Origin of the sequence: Streptomyces chlorus (genome assembly GCF_042655885.1) — a bacterium.
Lineage (GTDB): Bacteria > Actinomycetota > Actinomycetes > Streptomycetales > Streptomycetaceae > Streptomyces > Streptomyces chlorus.
Window position 1 is genome coordinate 25,037 of sequence record NZ_JBHSOA010000138.1, and the last position, 25,205, is coordinate 50,241.

17 protein-coding genes and 1 pseudogene are annotated in these 25,205 nt (G+C 71.0%); 15 read left to right on the plus strand and 3 right to left on the minus strand.

What is annotated here, in order from left to right:
- Positions 1 to 33 precede the first annotated feature (33 nt).
- Positions 34 to 1,020: an ion transporter gene (locus tag ACFPZI_RS35440; RefSeq protein ID WP_381371270.1), complete on the minus strand. Its 987-nt coding sequence runs from the start codon at positions 1,018 to 1,020 to the stop codon at positions 34 to 36.
- Between the two features lie 177 nt (positions 1,021 to 1,197).
- Between ACFPZI_RS35440 and ACFPZI_RS35445 the strand changes: the two are divergent.
- The 3 genes and pseudogenes from ACFPZI_RS35445 to ACFPZI_RS35455 all read left to right on the plus strand — a co-directional run bounded on the left by ACFPZI_RS35445 (position 1,198) and on the right by ACFPZI_RS35455 (position 7,515).
- A pseudogene (locus tag ACFPZI_RS35445) lies at positions 1,198 to 2,319 on the plus strand (hypothetical protein).
- A 48-nt stretch (positions 2,320 to 2,367) separates the two neighbouring features.
- A complete protein-coding gene (locus tag ACFPZI_RS35450) occupies positions 2,368 to 3,144 on the plus strand; it encodes a TIGR03936 family radical SAM-associated protein (protein ID WP_381371271.1) in 777 nt (258 codons plus the stop codon).
- 261 nt (positions 3,145 to 3,405) lie between these two features.
- Positions 3,406 to 7,515: an Rne/Rng family ribonuclease gene (locus ACFPZI_RS35455; RefSeq protein ID WP_381371272.1), complete on the plus strand. Its 4,110-nt coding sequence runs from the start codon at positions 3,406 to 3,408 to the stop codon at positions 7,513 to 7,515.
- A gap of 191 nt (positions 7,516 to 7,706) precedes the next feature.
- Here ACFPZI_RS35455 and ACFPZI_RS35460 read toward each other — a convergent pair whose 3' ends face one another.
- Entirely contained in the window at positions 7,707 to 8,120 is a 414-nt protein-coding gene (locus tag ACFPZI_RS35460; RefSeq protein WP_381371273.1) for a Fur family transcriptional regulator, read from the minus strand.
- A 188-nt stretch (positions 8,121 to 8,308) separates the two neighbouring features.
- Here ACFPZI_RS35460 and ACFPZI_RS35465 point away from each other — a divergent pair, with 188 nt between their 5' ends.
- The 9 genes from ACFPZI_RS35465 (at position 8,309) to ACFPZI_RS35505 (ending at position 19,629) form a co-directional block, all read left to right on the plus strand.
- Positions 8,309 to 9,772 (plus strand): catalase, encoded by a 1,464-nt coding sequence (locus ACFPZI_RS35465; protein WP_381371274.1) that lies wholly within the window; start codon positions 8,309 to 8,311, stop codon positions 9,770 to 9,772.
- Positions 9,773 to 9,934: 162 nt separating this feature from the next.
- Positions 9,935 to 10,321 carry an ankyrin repeat domain-containing protein gene (locus ACFPZI_RS35470; RefSeq protein WP_381371275.1) on the plus strand — a complete coding sequence of 129 codons (387 nt, stop codon included), beginning with the start codon at positions 9,935 to 9,937 and terminating at the stop codon, positions 10,319 to 10,321.
- Between the two features lie 237 nt (positions 10,322 to 10,558).
- The gene (rplU, locus tag ACFPZI_RS35475) at positions 10,559 to 10,879 is read left to right on the plus strand and encodes a 50S ribosomal protein L21 (RefSeq protein ID WP_381371276.1); all 321 of its coding nucleotides are present in this window, start codon (positions 10,559 to 10,561) and stop codon (positions 10,877 to 10,879) included.
- Positions 10,880 to 10,893: 14 nt separating this feature from the next.
- Positions 10,894 to 11,148: a 50S ribosomal protein L27 gene (gene rpmA, locus ACFPZI_RS35480; protein ID WP_003990207.1), complete on the plus strand. Its 255-nt coding sequence runs from the start codon at positions 10,894 to 10,896 to the stop codon at positions 11,146 to 11,148.
- A gap of 113 nt (positions 11,149 to 11,261) precedes the next feature.
- Positions 11,262 to 12,710 (plus strand): GTPase ObgE, encoded by a 1,449-nt coding sequence (gene obgE / locus ACFPZI_RS35485; protein ID WP_381371277.1) that lies wholly within the window; start codon positions 11,262 to 11,264, stop codon positions 12,708 to 12,710.
- A 223-nt stretch (positions 12,711 to 12,933) separates the two neighbouring features.
- Positions 12,934 to 14,487 carry an alkaline phosphatase D family protein gene (locus ACFPZI_RS35490; RefSeq protein WP_381371278.1) on the plus strand — a complete coding sequence of 518 codons (1,554 nt, stop codon included), beginning with the start codon at positions 12,934 to 12,936 and terminating at the stop codon, positions 14,485 to 14,487.
- Positions 14,488 to 14,981: 494 nt separating this feature from the next.
- Positions 14,982 to 16,478, plus strand: a complete 1,497-nt coding sequence (locus ACFPZI_RS35495; protein WP_381371279.1) for a D-ribitol-5-phosphate cytidylyltransferase — start codon at positions 14,982 to 14,984, stop codon at positions 16,476 to 16,478.
- A 182-nt stretch (positions 16,479 to 16,660) separates the two neighbouring features.
- Positions 16,661 to 18,748, plus strand: a complete 2,088-nt coding sequence (locus ACFPZI_RS35500; protein ID WP_381371398.1) for a hypothetical protein — start codon at positions 16,661 to 16,663, stop codon at positions 18,746 to 18,748.
- A 218-nt stretch (positions 18,749 to 18,966) separates the two neighbouring features.
- The gene (locus tag ACFPZI_RS35505) at positions 18,967 to 19,629 is read left to right on the plus strand and encodes a glycosyltransferase family 2 protein (protein WP_381371280.1); all 663 of its coding nucleotides are present in this window, start codon (positions 18,967 to 18,969) and stop codon (positions 19,627 to 19,629) included.
- Here the strand turns inward: ACFPZI_RS35505 and ACFPZI_RS35510 are convergent.
- Positions 19,595 to 21,808: a hypothetical protein gene (locus ACFPZI_RS35510; protein ID WP_381371399.1), complete on the minus strand. Its 2,214-nt coding sequence runs from the start codon at positions 21,806 to 21,808 to the stop codon at positions 19,595 to 19,597. The two genes, ACFPZI_RS35505 and ACFPZI_RS35510, sit on opposite strands and share 35 nt — an antisense overlap.
- 1,058 nt (positions 21,809 to 22,866) lie before the next feature.
- Between ACFPZI_RS35510 and ACFPZI_RS35515 the strand changes: the two genes are divergently transcribed.
- The 3 genes from ACFPZI_RS35515 (at position 22,867) to ACFPZI_RS35525 (ending at position 25,175) form a co-directional block, all read left to right on the plus strand.
- Complete coding sequence (locus ACFPZI_RS35515) at positions 22,867 to 23,157, plus strand: trypsin-like serine protease (RefSeq protein WP_381371281.1); 291 nt, start codon at positions 22,867 to 22,869, stop codon at positions 23,155 to 23,157.
- Between the two features lie 308 nt (positions 23,158 to 23,465).
- On the plus strand, positions 23,466 to 24,572 hold the full coding sequence (gene proB, locus ACFPZI_RS35520; protein WP_381371282.1) for a glutamate 5-kinase: 1,107 nt from the start codon (positions 23,466 to 23,468) through the stop codon (positions 24,570 to 24,572).
- A 144-nt stretch (positions 24,573 to 24,716) separates the two neighbouring features.
- Positions 24,717 to 25,175: a hypothetical protein gene (locus ACFPZI_RS35525; RefSeq protein WP_381371400.1), complete on the plus strand. Its 459-nt coding sequence runs from the start codon at positions 24,717 to 24,719 to the stop codon at positions 25,173 to 25,175.
- The last annotated feature ends 30 nt before the right edge of the window (positions 25,176 to 25,205 follow it).

The window sequence follows — 25,205 nt, forward strand, 5'->3', positions numbered from 1 at the left end:
CTGGCGTTCGCGGCCCGCGACGGGGGCGCGGTGTTACGGACGTGCCGGGTCGGGTGCGAGGGCCGGCTCGGGTGGCTGGGTGGCGAGGCGGGGCGGGAGGACGGCTTCCAGATCGTCCAAGGCCCTTCTGGCGATGGCGATGCGGGTACGCAGGTCCACGGCAGGATCCGGGGCCGGGGCCGGGGCCGGGGCCGGAATCGGGGCCGGAATCGTGGTGCGGATCGGGGCAGGGGCCGATGGGGAGTCAGGGGCGGGGGACTGTTCGCGTTCCAGTTCGCGGGCCTCGTCCAGGGAGTTGATGACGACTCCGATGAGGACGTTGACCAGGACGAACGAGGCGATCAGTACGTAGGAGGCGTAGTAGACGATGCTCCAGCGGGAGACCTCCAGGCCCGCGTGGACGGCGTCCCCGAGGCCGTCCAGGGTCATCAGCAGGAAGAGGGTGAGGGCGGCGCGGCCGAGTGAGCCGTACTGGCCCGGGTTCGCCTCGCTGAAGAAGACCCAGCCGACCATGGCATAGACGTACAGCAGGAGCGTGCCCACCAGCAGGAAACTGACGGTGCCGGGCAGGCTGCGGGCCACCGCCACGATGACGATGCGCAGTTGGGGCAGGAAGCGGGCGGTGCGCAGGACGCGGGCGAGCCGCAGGAGCCGCAGGACGGTGGTGTTCTCGCGGACGAGGGGCAGGAACGCGCAGGCGATGACGGCCAGGTCGAAGAGGTTCCAGGGATCGCGGAAGAAGTCGCGGGGGCGGTCGGCGTGGGCGCAGGCGCGCACGGCTATCTCGACGGTGAAGGCGGCGAGGCAGAGGTGTTCGGCGAGAGGTAACCAGCGGTGCCAGTCGCGGGCGAGTCCGCTGTAGGTCTCGGCTCCGAGCAGGACCGCGTTGGCGATGATCAGGGTGAAGACGGACAGGGCGAACCAGCGGGCTTCGGTGAGGGCGCGGGCTCGCTGCGCCAGGACGTGACGCAGGGGCTGGGGCCGGGGCGTGGCGCCCGTGGGGGCAGGGTGGTCGTTCATCGTGCTGTATCTGCTCCTTTGTGCCGCGCGCCATGCCCATGGTGCGGACGGGCCGGCGGGTTCGCGCAGCGGTGACACTCCAGAGCCGAGTTCTACAGCATTGTAGATTTGTGAGTGCTCGGTGTGTGGGGGTGGTGCCGGTGCATCCGAATGGCGTGCCGGGGCGTCCTCACTTCCATGGACCTGAAGAAGCTGGACGCCGAGAGGCCGGCACCGCCCGTACACCGGCATCCGCCGCAGCAGCCGGCGGCGGCGGGCGAGGGATGTCTGGTCGTGGCGATCCGCCTGCCGGTGCGCGTCGTCGTGTTCCTCGTGGTCCTGCCGGTGCGGCTGGTGTGGGACGCGTGTGCCGGCGCCGCGCGGTGGCTGGGCCGCGCCGTGTTCCGCCCGCTCGGGCGGGCGCTGCTGTGGGCCGGGCGCGCGGTCTTCGTGTGGCCGCTGGTGGGGCTGTGGCGGTATGTCCTCGTGCCGCTCGGCAGAGCGCTCGCGTGGCTCGGGAACCTGGTGGTCGTCGTGCCTGCCGGGTGGCTGTACCGGTACGTGCTCGTGCCGGTCGGGCGCGCGCTGGTGTGGCTGTACGCGCGCGTGCTGACGCCCCTCGGGCACGGGGTGATGTGGGTGCTGCGCGGGATCGGGTCCGTGTCGGCCGTGATCGGACTCGGGGTGTTCGCGGCCCTCTCCTGGCTCACGCGGTACCTCGTCGTCGTGCCCGGTGTGTGGCTGTACACGTGGGTGCTCACGCCCGTCGGGCATGCCGTCGCCCGGTGCGCGAAGGGGCTGGCGTGGCTGGTGGTCATGCTTGTCACCGGCATCGGTACGGGGCTGTACTGGATCACCCGGATCCTGTTCGTGCTGCCCCTGCTCGCCGTGTGGCGCTGGGTTCTGGTGCCGGTCGGGCGGGTGCTCGCCGTCGTCGCGCGGGAGATCTGGAACGCCCTCGGGCATGCCTGGCGGGTCGCCGGGTACGTCTCGCTCGCGGTGGGGCGGTTCCTGAGAGCCCTCTTCCGGTGGGTCGTCGTGGAACCGGTGCGCTGGGTGTACACGCGTGTGCTGACGCCGGTGGGACATGTGGTGCGGGACATGGTGCTGCGGCCCGCCGCCACGGCGGCGCGTGCCGTGGGGCGGGCCGTACGGCAGTCCCTCGCCTCCGCGCGCCTGACACTGCGGCAGGCGCGCGCCGACCTCCGCCGGATGCTGGTCGGGGAATAGCGGCCGGCACGGGGCGAGGACCGACGGGAACCTATCGGCGGTGACACGCGTACTCTTGGTAGCAGTACGACCGCACTCACGAAGGACTGAACGACACTGGGCAAGCGACAGCCCGAAGGCCCGCCGCCCGCACCCGCGGTGCAGCGCATCCGACTGCGCTACACCAAGCGCGGCCGCCTCCGGTTCACCAGCCACCGTGACTTCCAGCGTGCCTTCGAGCGCGCGCTGCGCCGTGCCGAGGTGCCGATGGCGTACTCGGCGGGGTTCACGCCGCACCCGAAGGTGTCGTACGCCAATGCCGCACCCACCGGCACGGGCAGTGAGGCGGAGTACCTCGAGATCGCGCTCACTCAGGAGCGCGATCCGGAACTGCTCAGAACGCTCCTCGACGAGTCGCTGCCCACCGGCCTCGACATCGTGGAGGCGGCCGAGGCCCGCACCTCGGGGCTCGCCGACCGGCTCACGGCCTCGGTGTGGGAGCTGCGGCTGGACGGCGTCGACGCCGAGGAGGCCCGCCGAGCGGTGGACGCCTTCAAGGCGGCGGAGACCGTCGAGGTGCAGCGCCGGACGAAGAGCGGCGTCCGTACGTTCGACGCCCGTTCCGCGGTCGTGGAACTGGAGAGCGTGGAAACGCCCTCTTCACCGGCTGATAGGCCGACCGGCCGGCCCTGTGCGATACTGCGGCTGGTTGTTCGGCACGTGACGCCTGCCGTTCGACCCGACGACGTCCTGTCCGGCCTCCGCGCCGTGGCCGATCTGGCGCCGCCGGTCCCCGCAGCGGTGACCAGGCTGGCGCAGGGGCTGCTCGATGAAGAGACCGGCACGGTGACCGACCCGCTCGCGCCCGACCGCGAGGCAGCAGCGACCGAGCCACATCCGGCCGGTGCCACTGCCACCGCGACGGTGCCGGCGTAAGGAAGGTTCCGCGTAGGGACGGACGTCGTAGCGTCGCCCTCGTACCTCGGGAGCCACCTGGGTCGGGCAGCGCATCCACCACAAGACTTTCGCCAGGCCGTGCGCATTCGGTGTACGGAACCGGTGAGACAGGACACAGAGAGTTCCCGTGCGGCGCCCGCGCCCCGGACGGCGGTACACGCGCTTCGCGCGAACCGCGGACGTCACCGGCATCGCCGGACCAGGTGCGGCGCCCGGGAGCCTGACGGGAGAAACCCCCGCATGCTCGAACCGACCGAGCCCACAGAGGGCTCCGAACCGAACAGCCCCAGCGACACCCTGCCGCCGCGCCGCCGGCGCCGGGCCGCGTCCCGGCCGGCCGGCCCGCCCGCGGCGGGCACCGGCACGGAGGCCGAGACCGTCACGCCGGCCATACCGGCCGCCGAGTCGCTGGCCGAGATCGACGAGAACGACGAGCTCGCGGCCAAGGAAGGCGTCGAGGCCGAGGCCGCCGCGGAGCCGACGGCAGCCACCGAAGAGGCGCCGGCCGCCACGGATACCGCCGCTCCGCCCCGGCGTCGGCGTGTGGTGCGCCGCCCGGTCTCATCCGCCGGGGCACCGGCGTCGACGGAGGCCGCCGAGGCCGCCGAGACCGTCGTACCGACGACCGAGACCCCCGCCGCTCCGGCCGCCGGGGACGCGACGCCGTCGACGGATGCCGCCCCGCCGCGTGCGCGCCGTCGTGCGACGCGCCGCGTGACCTCGCCGACGGCCACCGCCACCGGGACCGCCGAACCGGCGGAGAGCGCCGTGACCGCGAGCACCGCAGACGCCGCGAGCACTGCAAGCGCCGCTGCCGACGCCACGAACGCCGCTGACACCACCGACACCGACACCGCCGAGGACGCGGCCCCCCGCCGCACCCGGCGTCGTGCCTCGCGTCGCGTCTCCGCGCCCGCGACCGCCGAGACGGCACAGGACGCTGCCGTCATCGACGCGGGTGAGTCCGCGCAGGCCGCCCCGACCGCTTCGCCCGCCGAGGCCGCGGCCTCCCCCGCCGAGGAGGCGAAGGCTCCCGTGACCGAGTCCACCGGAGAGACCGCAACCTCCGAGACGCCCGCCGCGGACGACGCCGCTCCGCGCCGCCGTCGCCGTGCGGTCCGCAAGGCCGCCGCCGGATTCGCCGAGCCCGCCCGGCCCGCCACCGGATCCGCCGCGACCGGGGCCGCCGAGGCCGAGACGTCGAAGCGTCCCGTGCGTCCCCCGGTCGCCGTCTTCCAGGCTCCCGTGTTCACCGAGCCCCAGTTCCAGACCCCGGAGCGGGCCGCCGCCGAAGCGGCCGCCGAGGCCGCCGGTACGCCGGAGCCCGACCAGCCGGAGGAGACCGAGGAGCTCCCGGAGGAGCAGCCCACCGCCTCGCGCCGCCGTCGTCGCCGCCGGGGCGCGGCGGACGAGACCGACGCGGCCCCGGCCGCCCCCGCCGCCCGTACCGAGCCCGCTCCCGACGCCCGCACCGAGGACGACGAGGACGAGGACGCGGAGACCGACGAGTCGGCCGAGGACCACACCGACGACGACCACGACGAGGGCGAAGGGGCCGGTTCCCGCCGTCGCCGCCGCCGGGGTGGCCGTCGCCGCAGGCGCGGCGAGTCCGCCGACGCCGAGGGCGGCGAGCCCGGGGACGACGCCGAGCAGGACACCGAGGACACCGACGACGGGTTCGCCGACGACGCGGAGGACACCGACGAGTCGGCCGAGGACCGTGACGACACGGGCGTCGCGGGCGGCTCCAGCAGCAGCCGGCGCCGTCGTCGCCGGCGCCGCCGGGCCGGGGACAGTGGTGGCGAGGCCGAGGCCTTCGGCGACGACCCCGAGCGCACCGTCGTCAAGGTCCGCGAGCCGCGCAAGGCCTCCGAGCCGTCGGACGAGGTGCAGTCCATCAAGGGCTCCACGCGTCTGGAGGCGAAGAAGCAGCGCCGCCGGGAAGGCCGTGAGCAGGGCCGCCGGCGCGTCCCGATCATCACCGAGGCAGAGTTCCTGGCCCGCCGCGAGGCCGTCGAGCGCGTCATGGTGGTCCGGCAGTACGGCGACCGTACGCAGATCGGCGTCCTGGAGGACGGCGTGCTCGTCGAGCACTACGTCAACAAGGAGCAGGCCACCTCGTACGTCGGCAACGTGTACCTCGGCAAGGTGCAGAACGTGCTGCCGTCGATGGAGGCCGCCTTCCTCGACATCGGCAAGGGCCGCAACGCCGTGCTCTACGCCGGTGAGGTCAACTTCGGGGCGCTGGGCATGGCCAACGGTCCGCGCCGGATCGAGGCCGCGCTCAAGTCCGGCCAGTCGGTCCTCGCCCAGGTGACCAAGGACCCGATCGGCCACAAGGGCGCCCGTCTGACCAGCCAGGTCTCCCTCCCGGGCCGCTACCTCGTGTACGTCCCCGAGGGCTCGATGACCGGCATCAGCCGCAAGCTGCCCGACACCGAGCGGGCCCGGCTGAAGACCATTCTCAAGAAGATCGTCCCCGAGGACGCGGGCGTCATCGTGCGCACCGCCGCGGAGGGCGCGAGCGAGGACGAGCTGCGCCGGGACGTCGAGCGGCTGCAGGCGCAGTGGGAGGAGATCCGCAAGAAGTCCAGGAGCGGAGGCAGCTCGAACGCGCCGACGCTGCTGTACGGCGAGCCGGACATGACCGTCCGGGTCGTGCGGGACATCTTCAACGAGGACTTCTCCAAGGTCATCGTCAGCGGTGACGAGGCGTGGGAGACCGTCCACGGGTACGTCGCGCATGTCGCGCCCGACCTGGCCGACCGGCTGCAGAGGTGGACCAGCGAGGTCGACGTCTTCGCCACGTACCGGATCGACGAGCAGCTCGCCAAGGCGCTCGACCGGAAGGTCTGGCTGCCCAGCGGAGGTTCGCTGGTGATCGACCGGACCGAGGCGATGGTCGTCATCGACGTCAACACCGGCAAGTTCACCGGTCAGGGCGGCAACCTCGAGGAGACGGTCACCAGGAACAACCTGGAGGCGGCCGAGGAGATCGTGCGTCAGCTGAGGCTGCGCGACCTCGGCGGCATCATCGTCATCGACTTCATCGACATGGTCCTCGAGTCCAACCGGGACCTCGTGCTGCGGCGTCTGCTGGAGTGCCTGGGCCGGGACCGTACGAAGCACCAGGTCGCCGAGGTGACTTCGCTGGGCCTGGTGCAGATGACCCGTAAGCGGGTCGGCCAGGGTCTGCTGGAGTCGTTCTCGGAGACCTGCGTCCACTGCAACGGGCGCGGTGTCATCGTCCACCTGGACCAGCCCACCTCCCTCGGGGGCGGCGGCAGGCGCAGGAAGCGGGCGCGGGCCGGTGCCGAGGAGCACGCCCACGAGTACGAGACCGATCTCGTCCCGACGGCGGAGCAGGAGGCGGACGCGGAGACGGAGGCCGAGGTCGCGGCCGAGGCCGCCGAACCGGTCGCGCTTCCGGCGCCTGAGTACACCCCCGACGAGGAGCTGTACAGCAGCGCCGCCGAGGCGGAGGCCGCGGCCACCCGCGGACGCACCCGCCGCCGGGCGAGCCGCAGGGTCTCGGCCCCGGCGGGCGCGCCGAGGCGCGAGGAGCGCCGTCGCGAGCCGGCCGCCGCCGAGAGCAGGGGCGGGTCCGCCGCGGAGGAGCCGACGGCTGAGGCGCCGACGGTTCAGGACACGACGGCCGTACAGGAAGCCGCGCGTCCGGTGCAGCCGGAGCCGGCCGCCGAGGCGTACGCCGTACCGGCCACCGCCGAGGCCCCGGTCGTCGAGGCCCCCGCCGAAGTCCCCGCCGAGGTGGCCGCTCCCCAGGGCCGTACGCGTCGCCGGGCCACCCGCAAGGTGTCCGCTCCGGCCGGTTCCCCGGCGAGTGCGGAGGCCACGGTGGTGACGGTCGCGGAGGCCGCGCCCACGGCCGCTCCGTCGACGCCCGAGCCGGTGGCCGAGCAGCCCTCGGCCGCCGCGCCCGAGGCGACTGCCGAGGCCGCCGCGCCGCCGCGCCCGCGCCGCCGCGCGGTGCGAAAGTCCACCGCGTCCACCGCGTCCGAGGAGGCGGCCGTCGTGGTCGTCCCGTCGGCCACCGCGGACGAGGCGCCGGTCACCGCCGAGGCGGCGCCCGCCGAGGAAGTCGCGGACGAGACGGCTCCGGCCAAGAAGACCGCCCGCACGGCGGCCAAGAAGGCCACGGCGAAGAAGGCCGCCACGAAGAAGGTGACGGCCAAGAAGACGGCGGTCAAGAAGACCGCCGCCAAGAAGACGACGGCCAAGAAGGCAGCCGCCAAGACCACCAAGGCGGTCGCCAAGAAGACGACGGCGAAGAAGACCGCGGCAGCGGCCCAGCAGCCGTCGCCCTCGGTCACGGCGTCGACGGAGGACTGATCAGGACCCGCCCGACAGGGCGGCACGTGGAGAGGCGCGGACACCGGTGACACCCGGTTTCCGCGCCTCTCCACGTTCCCCTCGGGCCGGACCTCGAACGCCGGCCCGCCCCGTAGGACACCGTGGCCGGGACGGGTGTCCCGGGCCCTGGCGCGCCGGCCGCCGCCTTCGGCCGCGCCCCGGCCCCGGCATCACGCCGTGCAGTTCGGACAGATGCCGCGGTACGTCAGCTCGACGTCGGAGACCGTGTATCCGAAGCGTTCCGGCTCCGGAAGGGCCGAGAGGGCGTTGCCCGTCGGGTGCACGTCGCGGATCGTTCCGCAGCGGTCGCAGAGCAGGTGGTGATGGGGACGGTGCGCGTTCGGGTCGTAGCGCGTGGCGCGGTGGTCGGTCGAGACCTCGAGGAGCTCGCCCAGGGACACCAGTTCGCCCAGGGTGTTGTAGACCGTAGCCCGGGAGATCTCGGGCAGCCGCTCCGTGGCCCGCGCGTGCACCTCGTCGGCGGTCAGGTGGATGTGGTCTCCGGCGAGGACCTCGGCGACGACACGCCGCTGTGCGGTCAGGCGCCAGCCACGTTCCCGAAGCCTCTTCAAGAGATCACTCATGCATGTCACCCTAACCAGCGATGGAACCCAGCTCAAGAACAGGTATGGTTCTGAAAGTCGCCTTGACTTAGACCTTGTCCAACGTAGGGTATGCGATGCGGGCCGCGGAGCGGCTTGCGCGGATACTCGGACGGCCAGGACCGCAGGCCTTCATTCCAAGCGAAGAACCACTCACCGAGGAGCGAGCTTTGACCGAGAACAACCAGAAGCCGTTGACGACGGCTGCCGGCGCGCCGGTTGCCGACAACCAGAACTCCCTGACGGCCGGTCCGCGCGGTCCGATGCTCCTGCAGGACGTGTGGTTCCTGGAGAAGCTCGCGCACTTCGACCGCGAGGTCATCCCGGAGCGCCGGATGCACGCCAAGGGCTCGGGCGCGTTCGGCACTCTCACGGTGACCCACGACATCACGCGCTACACGAGCGCGAAGATCTTCTCCGAGGTCGGCAAGAAGACCGAGATGTTCGCCCGGTTCTCCACCGTCGCGGGTGAGCGCGGCGCGGCCGACGCCGAGCGCGACATCCGCGGCTTCGCCCTGAAGTTCTACACGGACGAGGGCAACTGGGACCTGGTCGGAAACAACACCCCGGTCTTCTTCTTCCGCGACCCGCTGAAGTTCCCGGACCTCAACCGCGCGGTGAAGCGCGACCCGCGCACCAACCTCCGCGACGCCGAGAACAACTGGGACTTCTGGACCAACCTCCCCGAGGCCCTGCACCAGGTCACGATCGTGATGTCCGACCGCGGCATCCCCGCCTCGTACCGGCACATGCACGGCTTCGGCTCGCACACCTACAGCCTGGTCAACGCCGAGGGCGAGCGGTTCTGGGTCAAGTTCCACCACCGCACCCAGCAGGGCATCAAGAACCTCACCGACGCCGAGGCCGAGGCCCTCGTCGGCAAGGACCGCGAGTCCCACCAGCGCGACCTCTTCGACGCGATCGAGGACGGCGACTTCCCGAAGTGGAAGCTGTTCATCCAGGTCATGCCGGAGGCCGACGCGGAGAACTACCGTTTCCACCCCTTCGACCTCACCAAGGTCTGGTCGAAGAAGGACTACCCGCTGATCGAGGTCGGCGAGTGGGAGCTCAACCGCAACCCCGTGAACTACTTCGCGGACGTCGAGCAGGCCGCCTTCACCCCGGCGAACGTGGTTCCGGGCATCAGCTACTCGCCCGACAAGATGCTGCAGGGCCGGCTCTTCTCCTACGGCGACGCCCAGCGCTACCGCCTCGGCGTGAACCACCACCAGATCCCCGTCAACGCCGCGAAGAACCCGGTGAACACCTACCACCGCGACGGCGCCATGCGGGTCGACGGCAACCAGGGGGCCACCCCGGGCATCGAGCCCAACTCGTACGGCCGCTGGCAGGAGCAGCCGGCCTACCGCGAGCCGAGCCAGGCCGTGGGTGCCGTCGCCGACCGGTTCAACTTCCGTGAGGACGACGCCAACTACTTCGAGCAGCCCGGGAACCTGTTCCGCCTGATGAACCCCGAGCAGCAGCAGGTTCTCTTCGAGAACACGGCGCGCGCCATCAATGGCGCGTCGGAGCAGACCGTGGAACGGCACATCGGCAACTGCACCCAGGCCGACCCGGCCTACGGCGAAGGAGTCCGCAAGGCGATCGAGGCCCTGGCAGCCGGCAACCTCTGAGCCCGGTAGCTCAAGGGGACAGGCGGTACGCCCCGCACCGTGCCCGGCGTGGACCACACAGTGGCCCGCGCCGGGCACGGCGCAGTCACCGCCCGATGCCCTCATGGGCACGACCGGCACAACCGCTTGACCAGCACTACCGCTTGATCAGGAGAGATGCGCATGAGCAGGGATGGTCTGACACCTGAGCAGACGGAGCGCGTCGTGGCCCTCGCCATGGATCTGGCCCGCGAGGGCAGCACCGAGCAGGTGGTGGAGTTCGTGGAGCACGGGCTGCCGGTGGACGTGACCGATGCGGCCGGCAACACCCTGCTGATGCTCGCCGCCTATCACGGCCACGCCGACACCGTGCGGGCCCTGATCCGGCTCGGCGCCGACCCGGATCTGCGGAACGCCCGGGACCAGACCCCCATCGCCGGCGCCCTGTTCAAGGGCGCGGACGAAGTGGTCGAGGTACTGCGGGAGGCCGGTGCGGACCTGGACTCCGGCACGCCGACCGCACGGGTCGCGGCGACCATGTTCGGGCGCGCCCACCTGCTCGGCAACTGACCCGCCGGGCGGGGCCCCGTCCACCGGCGCCCGTCACCGTCATCGGTGGTCCGGGCCCGGTTTGACCCCTTGGGGCCACGCACCGTAACCTGGACCGTCGGCTTGTCCATCAGGACTGCCACATCCCCGTAAACCTTTTCCTCCCGGGTGCATGGACTGGCTCGGGAGAGGTTGCCCGTGTGTCTGTCGGGTGGCTGGCCTGCGGGGTGCCGTTCTTCGAGTGAGAGTGAGATCCGCGTGTACGCCATCGTGCGCAGCGGTGGTCGCCAGCACAAGGTTGCTGTCGGCGACATCGTTGAGGTTGACAAGATTTCCACCGCCAAGGTCGGCGACACGGTCGAGCTCTCGACCCTGCTCCTCGTCGATGGCGAGTCCGTGACCAGCGACCCGTGGGTGCTGGGTGGCATCAAGGTCCAGGCCGAGGTCGTGGACCACCACAAGGGCCAGAAGATCGACATTCTGCGCTACAAGAACAAGACCGGCTACCGCCGTCGTCAGGGCCACCGCCAGCAGTACACGGCGATCAAGGTCACTGAGATCCCCACGGCTGCGAAGTAAGGGACTGAGGAGAGATGGCACACAAGAAGGGCGCATCGTCCACCCGGAACGGTCGCGACTCGAATGCCCAGCGGCTCGGTGTGAAGCGCTTCGGCGGTCAGGTCGTCAACGCGGGTGAGATCCTCGTCCGCCAGCGTGGCACCCACTTCCACCCGGGCGCCGGCGTCGGCCGCGGTGGCGACGACACGCTGTTCGCGCTGGAGGCCGGTTCGGTGCAGTTCGGCACCCACCGTGGCCGCAAGGTCGTGAACATCGTTCCGGTCGCCTGATCGGAAGCTTTCGCGAGGCGGACCTCACTTCCCTGGCGGGAAGGTGGGTCCGCCTTTCGCGTGTTAACCAGGAAATACGTACGTACACCTCACTGTCTCTGGAGGCACCCCACATGACCACCTTCGTGGACCGCGTCGAGCTGCATGTCGCCGCGGGTAGCGGAGGTCACGGCTGTGCCTCCGTCCACCGTGAGAAGTTCAAGCCGCTGGGCGGACCGGACGGCGGGAACGGCGGGCGGGGCGGCGATGTGATCCTCGTCGTCGACCAGTCCGTGACCACCCTGCTCGACTACCACCACTCCCCGCACCGCAAGGCCACCAGCGGCAAGCCCGGCGAGGGCGGCAACCGCAGCGGCAAGGACGGCCAGGACCTGGTCCTGCCGGTGCCGGACGGGACCGTCGTCCAGGACAAGGCGGGCAATGTGCTCGCCGACCTGGTGGGGCACGGGACCTCGTACGTCGCCGCACAGGGCGGCCGGGGCGGGCTCGGGAACGCCGCCCTCGCCTCCGCGCGGCGCAAGGCACCCGGGTTCGCGCTGCTCGGTGAGCCGGGAGATCTGCGGGACATCGGCCTGGAGCTGAAGACCGTCGCCGACGTGGCGCTGGTCGGCTACCCGAGTGCGGGCAAGTCCTCGCTGATCTCCGTGCTCTCCGCCGCCAAGCCCAAGATCGCCGACTACCCGTTCACCACCCTGGTGCCCAACCTGGGGGTCGTCACCGCCGGCTCGACCGTCTACACCATCGCCGACGTGCCGGGGCTCATCCCGGGTGCCAGCCAGGGCAAGGGGCTCGGGCTCGAGTTCCTGCGGCACGTGGAGCGGTGCAGTGTGCTCGTGCACGTGCTGGACACGGCGACGCTGGAGTCCGACCGCGACCCCGTCTCCGACCTCGACATCATCGAGGAGGAGCTGCGGCAGTACGGCGGTCTCGACAACCGTCCCCGCGTCGTCGCCCTCAACAAGACCGACGTGCCGGACGGCAGGGACCTCGCCGAGATGGTGCGGCCGGACCTGGAGGCACGCGGCTACCGCGTCTTCGCGGTGTCCGCCGTCGCCCACCTCGGGCTGCGGGAACTGTCGTTCGCGCTGGCCCAGTTGGTGGCCGAGGCACGGGCCGCCCGTCCGAAGGCGGAGTCGACGCGCATCGTCATCCGGCCCAAGGCCGTGGACGACGCCGGGTTCACCGTCACCCTTGAGGACGAAGGACTGTTCCGGGTACGTGGCGAGAAGCCCGAACGCTGGGTCCGCCAGACCGACTTCAGCAACGACGAGGCCGTCGGCTACCTCGCCGACCGGCTCAACCGGCTCGGTGTGGAAGCGGCGCTGATGAAGGCCGGAGCCCGCACCGGCGACGGTGTCGCCATCGGCCCCGAGGACAACGCCGTCGTCTTCGACTGGGAGCCGACGGTGACCGCCGGTGCGGAGATGCTCGGCCGGCGCGGCGAGGACCACCGCTTCGAGGAGCCCCGACCGGCCGCCCAGCGCCGCCGCGACCGGCAGGCCGAACGGGACGAGGCCAAGCAGGAGTACGACGACTTCGATCCGTTCCACGACAAGTCGTAGGGCCTGCGGAGGACCCCGGACGGTTCCGGCGGCGGGATTCCTGCCCGTCGCCCGCCGCTCACCTTCAGGACCCGCCCAGGCAACGGGACGTTCCCGTGCCGGGGCGGGTTTCCTCTTGTCTGTTTTCTTGCCATGTACGCGTCCCTCTGGGTTCAGCGTGCGGACTTTCCGGACCGAGAGCTTCCCAGTGTCCAAGTCACATGCGAGGCAGGGGAGTTCACCCATGTCCGGAGCATTGTCGCCCGACCGCCGCCGCGTTCTGACCGTCGGTGCCGCCGCGCTCGGCGCAGCGGCCTCCGCTCAGCTGTGGCTGCCGGCCACCGCTCGCGCGGCGGAGCGGAAACCGTTGCCCGACGGGGTGTTCAGCCTGGGAGTCGCCTCCGGCGACCCCCTGTCGGACGGGATCGTGCTGTGGACCCGGCTCGCCCCCGACCCCCTGAACGGCGGGGGCATGCCGGACCGCACGGTACCTGTCGAGTGGCAGCTCGCCGAGGACTCCCGCTTCAGGCGGATCGTCCGCCGGGGCACCGCCTGGGCCCGGCCCGCCTACGGCCACAGCGTCCACGTCGACGTACGCGGGCTGCGCCCGGACAAGCGGTACTGGTACCGCTTCCGCGCCGACGGACAGCTCTCGCGGGTCGGCCGCACCCGCACCGCGCCCCCCGCGCGGAGCGCGGGCGGCCACCTGAGGGTCGCGCTCGCCTCCTGCCAGAACTGGCAGCACGGCTACTTCACGCCGTACGCCGACATGCTGCAACAGGACCCGGACGTCGTCGTGTTCGTCGGCGACTACATCTACGAGTCCAGCCCGTCGGCGACCGGCGTACGCCGTCACGAGGGCAGCGGGGAGCCCTACAGCCTGGCCCAGTACCGCAACCGGTACGCCCAGTACCGCTTGGACCCGGACCTCGCGGCGATGCACGCCGGCGCCCCCTTCGTGGTCACCTTCGACGACCACGAGATCGACAACGACTTCGCCGGCGAGATCCCGCAGGACCCCGGCAAGCAGCCGCACGACGCGTTCGTGGACCGGCTGACCGCGGGCTACCGGGCGTACTACGAGCACATGCCGGTCCGTGCGAGCGCCGTCCCCGACGGCCCGCACATCCGGATGCACCGCCGGCTGGAGTTCGGCCGGCTCGTCCGGCTCAACGTGCTGGACACCCGGCAGTACCGCAGCGACCAGGCGACCAGCCAGGAGGGCGCCCAGGACCCGTCGCTGACCATGCTCGGCGCCGCGCAGAAGCGGTGGCTGGTCGACGGACTGCGCCACTCGCCCGCCCGCTGGAACCTGATCGCCTCCCAGATCATGATGGCCGAGACCGACCTCCAGGTCGGTGAGGGAAAGCTCTGGTTCTACGACGCCTGGGACGGCTACCAGGCCGAACGTAACGCGCTGCTCCAGGAGTTCCGGCGGGTGAGCAACCCCGTCGTGCTCACCGGCGACCGCCATCTGACGATGATCAGCGACCTCAAGGAGGACTTCGCCGACCCGTCCTCCGCGGTCGTGGGCGCCGAGTTCGTCGGTACGTCCATCTCCAGCAACGGCGACCAGGACCAGGCCGCCTTCCGTGAGCAGTGGGACCCGCGGCGCGCGGACAACCCGCACTGGAAGCTGCTCGACGCCCACCGCGGCTACCACCTGTTCGACATCCGCCGGGGCGGCATCGACGCGCGGGTGCGGGTGGTGGACACCGTGGTGAAGTCGCAGGCCACGCCCCGCACGCTGGCGCGGCTGCGGGTGGAGGCGGGCCGCCCCGGCGTCCACGTGGTGTGACGGCCGACCGACGGCCGTCCGGCAGCCGTCGGGCCGCCACTCGACGAGAGCGGAGCCCGGGACCGACACGGCCCGGGCTCCGCTCCGTTTTCCTCACCGAGACCGAAAAGCCGCCGAATCTTTATAGTGAATTCCTCGGGAAAGGGCGGGCGGACAAGATGAATTTCCTATTGTCGGGCGCTTCACCCTTTGCCGCACCCCGAATATGAAGAAAAGGTGCAGCCCCGCCTTTCGGGGCGTGAAGATCCGTACCTTCCGGAAGGGATCCGGGCCGCTGGGGCGACCGTCGGCGTACGCGCGGTCGCGGGCTTCCCGCCTGTGCGGTTACTCACAGCGACGATCCCGGTGGCCCGGGAACCGCCGTCCGGCCACCAGGGGTCTAAGGTGAATGAAAGGTTGCGCGCACATATGCGAGGAAGGGCGCTCACCTTGCATTGCGGTAACCACAAGTGGGACCATTTTGCAGTTCCCTGATGCCCCAAGGTAGGTCACCTGTGTTCCAGCACATAGCCAAGCCCCGTACCACCGCAGTGATCCTGGCCGGTGGCACCGGTCAGCGGGTGGGTCTGTCGATCCCCAAGCAGCTGCTGAAGATCGCCGGCAAGGCAGTCATCGAGCACACCCTGACCACCTTCGAGAACACCGACTCGATCGACGACATCATCGTGCTGATGGCGCCGGGCTATGTGCCCGACGTGGAGAAGATCGTCGCCAAGGCCGGGTTCAAGAAGGTCACCCGGGTCATCGAGGGAGGTGCGACGCGGAACGAGACCACCGAGCGGGCCATCTCGGCGCTCGGCGAGGGCCTGGCCGAGGGCGAGGATCGCAACGTCCTCTTCCACGACGCCGTCCGCCCCCTGCTGTCACAGCGCGTCATCGACGACTGTGTGAGCGCCCTGGAGCGCTACCAGGCCGTCGACGTGGCCATCCCGTCCGCCGACACCATCATCGTCACGCGCACCCACGGCGAGGACGGCGAGTTCATCACCGAGATCCCGGACCGCTCCCGGCTGCGCCGCGGACAGACCCCGCAGGCGTTCAAGCTGTCCACGATCCGCCGTGCCTACGAGGTCGCCGCCGGCGACCCCAACTTCCAGGCCACCGACGACTGCTCGGTCGTGCTCAAGTACCTGCCCGACGTGCCGATCCACGTCGTCGCGGGCGACGAGTACAACATGAAGGTCACCCAGCCGGTCGACGTCTTCATCGCCGACAAGCTGTTCCAGCTCGCCTCCACGGCCACCCCCGAGCAGATGGGGGAGGCCGCCTACCGCGAGCTGCTCACCGGCAGGACCGTCGTCGTCTTCGGCGGTTCGTACGGCATCGGCAAGGACATCTGCGAACTCGCCGGGTCCTACGGCGCCACGGTGTACGCGCTCGGCCGCTCCACCACCGGCACCCACGTGGAGAACCCGGAGGAGGTCGACGACGCGCTGTCCAAGGCGTACGCCGAGACGGGCCGCATCGACTACGTCGTCAACACGGCCGGTGTGCTGCGCATCGGGAAGCTGGCCGAGACCGACAACGCCACCATCGAGGAGGCGCTGAAGGTCAACTACCTGGCCCCCGTGCAGATCGCCCGGTCGGCGTACAAATACCTCGCTGAGAGCAAGGGGCAGTTGCTGCTCTACACCTCCAGCAGCTACACCCGGGGGCGCGCCGAGTACAGCCTCTACTCCTCGACCAAGGCCGCGATGGTGAACCTCACCCAGGCACTGGCCGACGAGTGGGCCGGCGAGGGCATCCGCGTCAACTGCGTCAACCCGGAGCGCACCGCCACGCCGATGCGGACCAAGGCTTTCGGCCAGGAGCCGGCGGGCAGCCTGCTGTCCTCCGAGGCGGTGGCCCGTACGTCCCTGGACGTGCTGCTCTCCGAGCTCACCGGTCATGTCATCGACGTACGGCAGCAGGACCCGACGGCGGGCGCGGCCCGTGCCAGCGGCTTCGAGCAGGCACTGGCGTCGGTGCTGGACCGTCAGGACGGCGTGTAATAATTGACGGCAAATAGACTCCGGTAATTCAGGCCTCTGCGGCTTCCCGTGTGCGCAGTTCGTGCGCGGGTGTTCGCGGGGGCCTGAATCCGTCGTCAATGAATTACGTACAGGCGCAAACCGGCACTCACCCCCAAGAGCAGGTTTCTCCGTTGATATCCACTGCTATTCGCGTCGCCCGGGTGGGCAGCGCGGCCGAGCTGGCCGCGGCGGTCCTCATGGTGCTGGGCTTCCCCTGCCTCATGCTGGCCGCGCTCGTCCCGAGCGTCCCCGCCTTCACGGCAGCGGCTGCCGTGACGTACCTGGCGGACCACTATCTGCACCGCAGGGGCAGCTACCTGGTCAACCGCCTCAGCAAGGTGCGGGCGGGCCTGTCGATCCGCTTCCTGATCCGGCAGCTGCTGCTGGTCCTGCTGCTGGCCCGGCTGTCCCTCGCGGACAACCTGATCTACTACGGGGCGATCGCCTGCTTCATCGCCTTCTACGGTCTTCAGGCCCCGCACGGCGCGCTGACCACGCTGATCCGCAACCGCCGGCGCATGCCGGTGGCCACCCGCAACGTGGACCTGGCGTCCCGTGTCCGGATCCCGGACGCGCCGCCGCGCGCGCTGACGCACCGCGCCGCGGAGAAGATGCTCCACCTCGACCTGGTGGCGGTCGGCGGCATACTCCTCGCCGTGGCCCTCGACTCGGCCGTCGTCGGTTTCGTCGGCATCGGCATCACGGTGGCCCTGGGCCTCGCGTACGTGCTGGTCCTGGTGCCCTACGTACGCGGCCGGCGGATACCGCCGAAGGCCGAGCAGGTTCTGGTGGCGGTCGACGACTGGCTGCGCGAGTACCGGCCCGAGACGGTGCTGTACTTCTCCGGCTCCAAGGACTCCGCGTACCAGGTCAACATGTGGCTGGAGACCATGGAGCAGATGGACACCCGGCCGCTGGTCATCCTGCGCGAGCGGGTCATACTGGCCAACCTGGCCCCCACCACGGTCCCGGTCGTCTGCGTGCCCGGAGGGGTGCACCTGATGAACCTGGACCTGTCCACGGTGCGGGTCGCGCTGTACGCGGCGAACGTCGGCAAGAACATCCACCTGCTGCGCGTACCGACCATGAAGCACGTCTTCATCGGGCACGGCGACAGCGACAAGCTCGCCAGCGTCAACCCGTTCAGCAAGGCCTACGACGAGGTGTGGACGGCCGGCCGCGCGGGCCGCGACCGTTATGCCATCGCCGACGTCGGCGTCCGTGACGAAGACATCGTCGAGGTCGGCCGCCCACAGCTGGCCCCCATCGAGACCTGGCAGGCCACGGCCGCGGACCCCGCCGGGGGACACCGCCCGACGGTGCTGTACGCCCCCACCTGGGAGGGCTGGGACGACAACCCGGGCAACACCTCGATCCTGCTGGCCGGCGAGAACATCGTGAAGCGGCTGATCGCGGCCGACCCCGCGGTCCGCGTTCTCTACAAGCCGCACCCTTTCACCGGCACCCGCAGCGCGCAGGCCGATGCCGCCCACCAGCGGATCACCGCACTGATCGAGCAGGCCGCGGCCGAGCGCGCCGCCGACCCCCGTTTCACCGTGGACACGGCGGCGCAGGACCGGGCGCGGGCCGAACTGGTTCGTATGGAGGCCCGGCAGGCCGACCTGACCGGCGGCACCGGCAAGGGCGACGAGGCCGAGGCCAGCCGCGACGGCGTGATCGACGTGGCGCTGCACGAGGAGACCGCCCGGCTGCGCGTCGAGTGGAACACCGCGTACTGGAACTCCTTCCCCGACTGGGAGCACCGCGTCATCACGGGGGCCGAGCCGCGCCTGTACGACTGCTTCAACGTGTCCGACGCGATGGTCTCCGACATCTCCAGCGTCGTCTCCGACTTCATCGCCAGCGGCAAGCCGTACGCGGTCACCGACTCCGCCGAGCTGGGGGCGGAGGAGTTCAAGCGGCAGAACACGGCGGTGCGCGCCGCGGTGATCCTGTCCAACGACGCGGCCGGGCTGGCCGAGCTGCTCGAGGCGGTCCGCGACCCGCAGGCCGATCCGCTGGCCGGGGAGCGGGGCGAGCTCAAGCGCTACCTGCTGGGTCCGGACGAGCCGACGTCCATCGACCAGTTCAACGCGGCGGTCGCGCAGCTCGCGCGGAAGGCCGAGACGCGCAACCTCGGCCAGGAGTCCCGGACCGCGGTCGGCGGCCCGGACGTGGAGCCGGCGGACGCGCTGCCCGCGCAGGCGGCGTCGGCGACCGGAGAGACGGACGGCACCGGAGCGAACTGAGCGGCTCCGGCCCCCGGACACATCACAGGGCTCGGTCCCCGAGGAGCAACTCCTCGGGGACCGAGCCCTGTTGCGCCGGTGACATTGGCCGCCCCCAACACCCTTGTGTCCTAGGAAACTTGAGCGATGGCTCGGAGCAACCTTCCGCCTCGAACACCCGTCTAACGGGTAGCGAATGAGGCGATGTAAAGGGAAATGTCCTGTAACAAGGGGGAAACGTGACCATGGCGCAGCCTGACGTCACCGTGGTCATCGGGGCGTACGAAGCGATGCCGTACCTGGTCGAGTGCCTCGCCTCCGTGGAGGCGCAGATCATCGACCCGGAGCGCGTCGAGGTCGTCGCCGTCGACGACGGCTCGACGGACGGCACGGGGGAGTATCTGGAGGAGTTCGCAGGCCGTGCATCCCTGCGCGTCACCCTGCTCCCGCAGTTCGGCCCCGGGTATCCGAAGGACAGCGACCGGGTGCGGCGGCGCGAACTGGAGCCGGCGGAGCTGCTGATGGACGCCCACCGGAGCGAGGGCGTCGCCCGGCACCTGAAGGTCGAGGAACGGCTGCGGCTGCGGCTGTACCTGGTGGCCGAACAGGGGATCGAACTCCGCACCGACGCAGTGAAGTTCACGACGCCGAAGAGGCAGGCGCCGGCCCTGCTGGAGCGGCGGGGCCGACGCGTCTACCTCGTGTACCCGCACTTCCGTGACCGGGCGGCGGGAATTCCCGACTCCGTCTACCTCGCCTCACCCCACGAGGCCCGCGCCTTCCCCGGCTACCGCGAGGGCGGCACGACCACCGTCCTGCGCCGTGCCGCCCGCAGGGCCCGCCGCCTGCTGGCCCCCGCAGAGAAGGTCACACCGGAGGCACCGACCGCGACGGCGGCGTGACGGGTGCTCCCGCATCGGCCCCGACCTCGACTCCAGCTCCCGCACCGGCGTCGGACTCCCGGCGCGGACCGGGCAGCAGATCCTCCGCGAGACGCCGCGGCTGCACCTGCCGTTCCCGCTGCGGCTGTTCCTGCGGCTGCGTCTCCGGCTGCATCTGCGTCTGTGCCATGCGCGCCCCGTGGTTCAGGGCCGCCGTGGACAGGTCGCGCAGCGCCATGTTGCAGCGCTGCTGGGACGTCGGCTCGTCGGGTCCCAGCAGCCTCAGCTTCAACACCCCACGAGCCTCGACCAGTTCGTCCTTCTCCGGGTGCCGGACCGCCTCCAGCAGCGCCGGTACCCCGCTCGCGTCGGGGGTCAGTACGGTTGCCGCCGCCACCGTCGGGAACGCGGCGCGGAACGCCTCCTCGGGCAGCCCGCTGGTGTTCGCCACCGCGTACGGCTTGCCGCTGGCCAGGAAGTCGCTGATGACACTGGACACATCGCTGATCAGCAGGTCGGCGACGTTGAAGCAGGCGTACAGGGCGGGCCGTACGTCCGTGACGATCTGGTGCTCGGCCTGGGGCAGGGACGCCCAGTACGCCTCTTCCCAGGCCGCCGTGGCCTGCGCCACCGCCTCGGCCCGGCCGGGCGGCGGGGCGCCCTGTGCCAGCATCCGCTCCATCTGGTCGGCGTCCGCCCGGGACCCGGTGGCCGTGAGCCGGTCCAGCTCCGCCGTGAGCCGGTCCAGCTCCGAGGCGGCTCGTGCCCGTTCCGCCGGGGACGGGGACGGGGACGAGGGCGAGGGCGCGGAGTGCGACCGGGACCGCTCCTGGTTCGCCGCCCGGATCAGGTCCCGGATGCGGAGGTCGGCGGCGCCCGCCGCGGGCACCACCGAACCGGTCAGCGGGTGCGGCTTGTACAGCAGCCGTACGTCCGGGTCTGCGAGCAGCGCTTGGACGAGGTTCTCCCCGGCCGCGATCACCGAGGTGTTGCCCGGGTTGCCATCCCAGCCCTCCCAGGTCGGCGCGTACAGCACGGTGGTGCGGGCGTCGGCGGCCGGCGGGCCCGACCGGGGGTGAACGGCGCCCAGTTGGGGACGGCCGATCTCCACCACGTCCTTGTCCTCGATCCCGACCTCTGCCCGCGCGTACCGCTCGCGTGCCTCCGGACCGGCCACCCAGACCTCGTCGTAGGCCTTTGCGTACGGGTTGCAGGACGACAGCTTGTCGCTCTCGCCGTGGTTGACGAAGGCATGCTTGATCGTGGGGATGCGCAGCACCTGCGAGGTCTTGCCGGAGTTCGACGGGTGGATGAGAACCTGCAGCGTGGAGTGCTCGAGCCGCATCAGCGTGGACACCTTGGGCAGGCACACGACGGGGATGTCGGTCGGCGCGATCCTGGCCACCATGAACCGCTCGCGCAGGATGACGACCGGCCGTTCGCCGAGCCTGCTCATCGTCTCCAGCCACATGTTGGCCTGGTAGGCGGAGGACACCCCGCCGGAGAAGTACAGGCCGACCGTGGGCCGGTAGTCGGCCAGCCACGCGTCGAACCAGTCGAGCACCTCCTGCTCCCCCGCCGGGCGCCTGGAGGGCAGCAGCCGCATCAGCAGCGCGCCCAGGCCCGCCGCCGCGAGCACCAGCGACAACGCGATCCCGGCCGCCGCGGGCAAGGGCTCCCGGGACATCGCCGTCGCGGCCAGGCCGACGGTCGTGGGCAGGCCGAGGACCAGCAGCCGGTAGCCGGGGCGGCGCAGCAGCGCGGCCGGGGCGGGGGACAGGCGTAGCGCCGAGGCGTCGATGTTCCGGGTCAGCACCGGCAGCGTGCGGGTACGGCGGACCAGTATGGACACCGCCTGGATCGCGCAGTGCAGCGCGTAGAAGAGGAGCAGACCGGCGACGAGCGGAGTGTACTGAGCCTCCCGGCCCTGCTCGGCGAGCCGCAGCAGGCCCACCACCAGCAGCAGGTCCCGCAGCACATGGCGGACGGTGATGTCCGCGTGCGCCTTGGCGAACAGCGACAGCATGCCGGGCTGCCACCGGTACAGGATGCCCTCGACGGCCAGTGCGGCCACAGTGGCGGCGATGAGCAGCGGGGCGTTCGGGAGCAGGGCTGCCGTGGCCTGGGTGGCGAAGACGCCGGCGAGCACGGCGGTGATCAGTGCCTTGAGGGCAGTGCCGCCGGGGCGGGCGGCGCGCAGTGCGAAGGACAGGAGCGGCAGCCGGCGTGAGCGTTCCGAGGACGGCAGGTCCGGGAGGCGCGCTTCGGGAGACCGCTTGGGGTCGTTGACGGCCTGTCGGTGTGGGTTTCTCGCTGGAAAGTACCGACGGAACAAGGATTCTGGCACTGCGGTCACTCCATGATCGTCAGCAAGACTGGCAGTGAGCTTAACGTTCGGCTGCCATTGGGCGACACGCGGGTGTACCAGACGTGTGGACCGATCGCAGGCTTACCCGGCGTGTCGCCGTCATTGCGGGCGTGCTGCCCGACTCGCCGAGCGAGGGATGGGACTGGGCCGGCCGGTACGGCATCGCCCCGGTGGGGTCGGGGCCTCGGCCGACGTGCCTACGCCGCATGTCCTGCTCGCCAGTGCGCGGCGGCTTCACCATCGCGAAGTAGCATCGGAGATTGCCCGTTCGCCCGCGGACGCGGCGACCGGGGCGATTCCCGGCCCCTCGCGGGGCCCGCTGTGCGCACGGACTCCCGGCGTCCGGCCGTGCGGCGGGAGCGAGTGGTCAGCGTCTGTGCACCTGCCGGCCGGGTGTTGTCCGTCTCTGGTCGCGCCTGCCGTCGGTGGCGGACCATGAGAAGTGCGTCCGTACGCACGGGGCGGCACGTTTCCCCGGCCCGTGCCGGATGGAGGCCGGGGCCGGCACCTGATTGATTCCCGGCGGTGTTCGCGACCGTGAATTCGTGGCGTTGGACTGCGCGGGCCGGATGATGGAGGCCGATTTACGGCTTGCCGCATGCGGGGAGTGTGAGTGTAAGTGTCCACGCTCGTTTTGTGTCATCCGGGCCTACTGGGCGTCATGAAAATGAGCTTGACCGGGCGTGTACATGTCACTAATATGTGCTAGTGGTAACGGAAAATTCCACACGCACTCCGCGTGGGCTCACGATCTTATTGCTGCTCATCATGTCACTGGTGGGGCGGTGATATCGGCACCTTCTGCAAGGGCTTTGGACGGCACCTGTTCGGAATCCGGAAACTATGAGGTCTGTTTCACTTACGGGGCCGGTGTCGAGGACCGCTTGATAGTGGCGAAGATCAAGGCCAAGATCGATGCGACGGCGAGTGCGTCGGCTGCCGGCGAGGCGGGAAACTATATCCGCGTCGCGATCTACAACTGGGGTACCGACGGGGGCGGCACGGCCTGCTCCGGTGACTCCGGCGGCCCGCAGTTCAAGCTCGTCGACGACCTGCGCTACCAGGTCGGTGTGACCTCCGGCGTCACCTACCGGCTGAGCGACAACGTCTGTATCGGTCCCATGTGGTCCGCCACCGTCCCCACCAGCCTCGACTGGATCAAGGGCGTCGCCGGCCTCTGACCTCGCTGGTGCAGCGGAGTCCGTCGACTTGCCGGCGGACTCCTTCTGCTTGTCCGCAACGGGGATCCGTATCCGCGGACAATCTGAACGTGGGGGAGCTCACGGCTGCGTCCCGGTTCCGGACGAGCGGGTCGCAGCCGTTCGCGAGCCGCCGCCAGGGGGCCGCGTGTACTGCCGGGCAGGACTCACGGCGCCGTCTGGAGTGTGGACAGGTGACGCGCCGCACGACCCGCTTCGCGTAGATTGCCTGGCGAGGCGACGGCGGGTGTGAGGGGACGGGCGGCAAGGTGGCAGGGGCAAGGCAGGCCGTGAGCGAGGCTCGCAGGATCGTCGTCAAGGTCGGATCCTCGTCGCTGACGACCGCGGCGGGCGGCCTGGACGCCGACCGGGTCGACGCACTCGTCGACGTGCTCGCGAAGGTCCGCAGTGGGGGAGAGCGCGAACTCGTCCTCGTCTCCTCCGGGGCCATCGCCGCCGGACTCGCTCCCCTGGGCCTCGCCCGTCGACCGCGCGACCTCGCCCGCCAACAGGCCGCCGCCAGCGTCGGCCAGGGTCTGCTGATGGCCCGCTACACCGCCTCCTTCGCCCGCTACGGCGTCCGCGTCGGCCAAGTACTGCTCACCTCCGACGACATGAGCCGCCGCGCCCACCACCGCAACGCCTCCCGCACCCTCGACAAGCTGCTCGCGATGGGCGCCTTCCCGGTCGTCAACGAGAACGACACCGTCGCCACCGACGAGATCCGCTTCGGCGACAACGACCGCCTCGCCGCCCTCGTCGCCCACCTGGTCCACGCCGACCTACTGGTCCTGCTGTCCGACGTGGACGGCGTGTACGACGGCGACCCCGCCCGGCCCGGCACCTCGCGGATCTCGCAGGTGCGGGGCCCTCAGGACCTCGCCCACGTCGAGATCGGCAGCGCCGGGAAGACCGGCGTCGGCACCGGGGGCATGGTCACCAAGGTCGAGGCCGCCAGGATCGCCGCCGCCGCGGGCGTCCCGGTCGTGCTGACCAGCACCGTCCACGCGGGCGACGCCCTCGCCGGCGCGGACACCGGCACCTACTTCCACCCCACCGGCCGGCGCTCCGCCGACCGGCTGCTGTGGCTCCAGCACGCGTCCACCCCCCAGGGCTCGCTCACCCTCGACGACGGCGCGGTGCGCGCGGTCGTCGAGCGCCGCAAGTCGCTGCTGCCGGCCGGGATCGCGGGCGTCGAGGGCGAGTTCAGCGCGGGTGACCCGGTCGAGCTGCGGGACCGTGAGGGGCGGCCGGTGGCCCGCGGCCTGGTCAACTTCGACGCCAGGGAGATCCCCCGGCTGATCGGCCGCTCCACCCACGACCTCGCCCGCGATCTAGGCCCCGAGTACGAACGCGAGGTCGTACACAGGGACGATCTGGTGGTCCTGCATCCGTAAATGTGCCGGATCGCGCGCCCCCCGTGGTGGACGTTCCGCAAAACCGCCCCACGACGCCCGGCGGCCTGCTCAACTTTGTCCCAGGGAACACATCTGCCCGGCCCCAGGGCCGGCCTGTGCGTGAAGGAGGCCGTCGTGAGACGAGTGCGCCCTGGGACGACGACGTCCCGCGGTGGTGCCGGCTCCCGCACGGCAGGCGAGGAACGCGCCCTGACCAGCGTCGCGGCGGGCGACCGGTTCCAGAGCGGCGAGCCCCGGGACCTCCCGCGCCTGTGGCACGTCACCCTCAGCGTCTCCGGCAGCCGGGCCCCGATCGCCGAGGTCCGCCGCGCCCTGAAACAGCTCGCCCACGACCATCCCTTCCTGCTGACCAGCCGGTACGCCGACGACCACGCGGAGATCCGCTACTGGGAGGAGGCCCGCGACCTGCACGACGCCGCCGCCGTGGCGCTGCGGCTGTGGGGCGAGCACCGGCAGACCGCGGGACTGCCGCCCTGGGAGATCGTCGGCCTGGAGGTCATCGACCGGGCCACCTACCACCAGCGGATCGCCGCGGGCTACGGCCCTGCGCCGGCGACGCCGGTGGGGGTACATCCGTTCTGAGCCGAGAGGTCGGTTCGGTCCTCTGCGGGG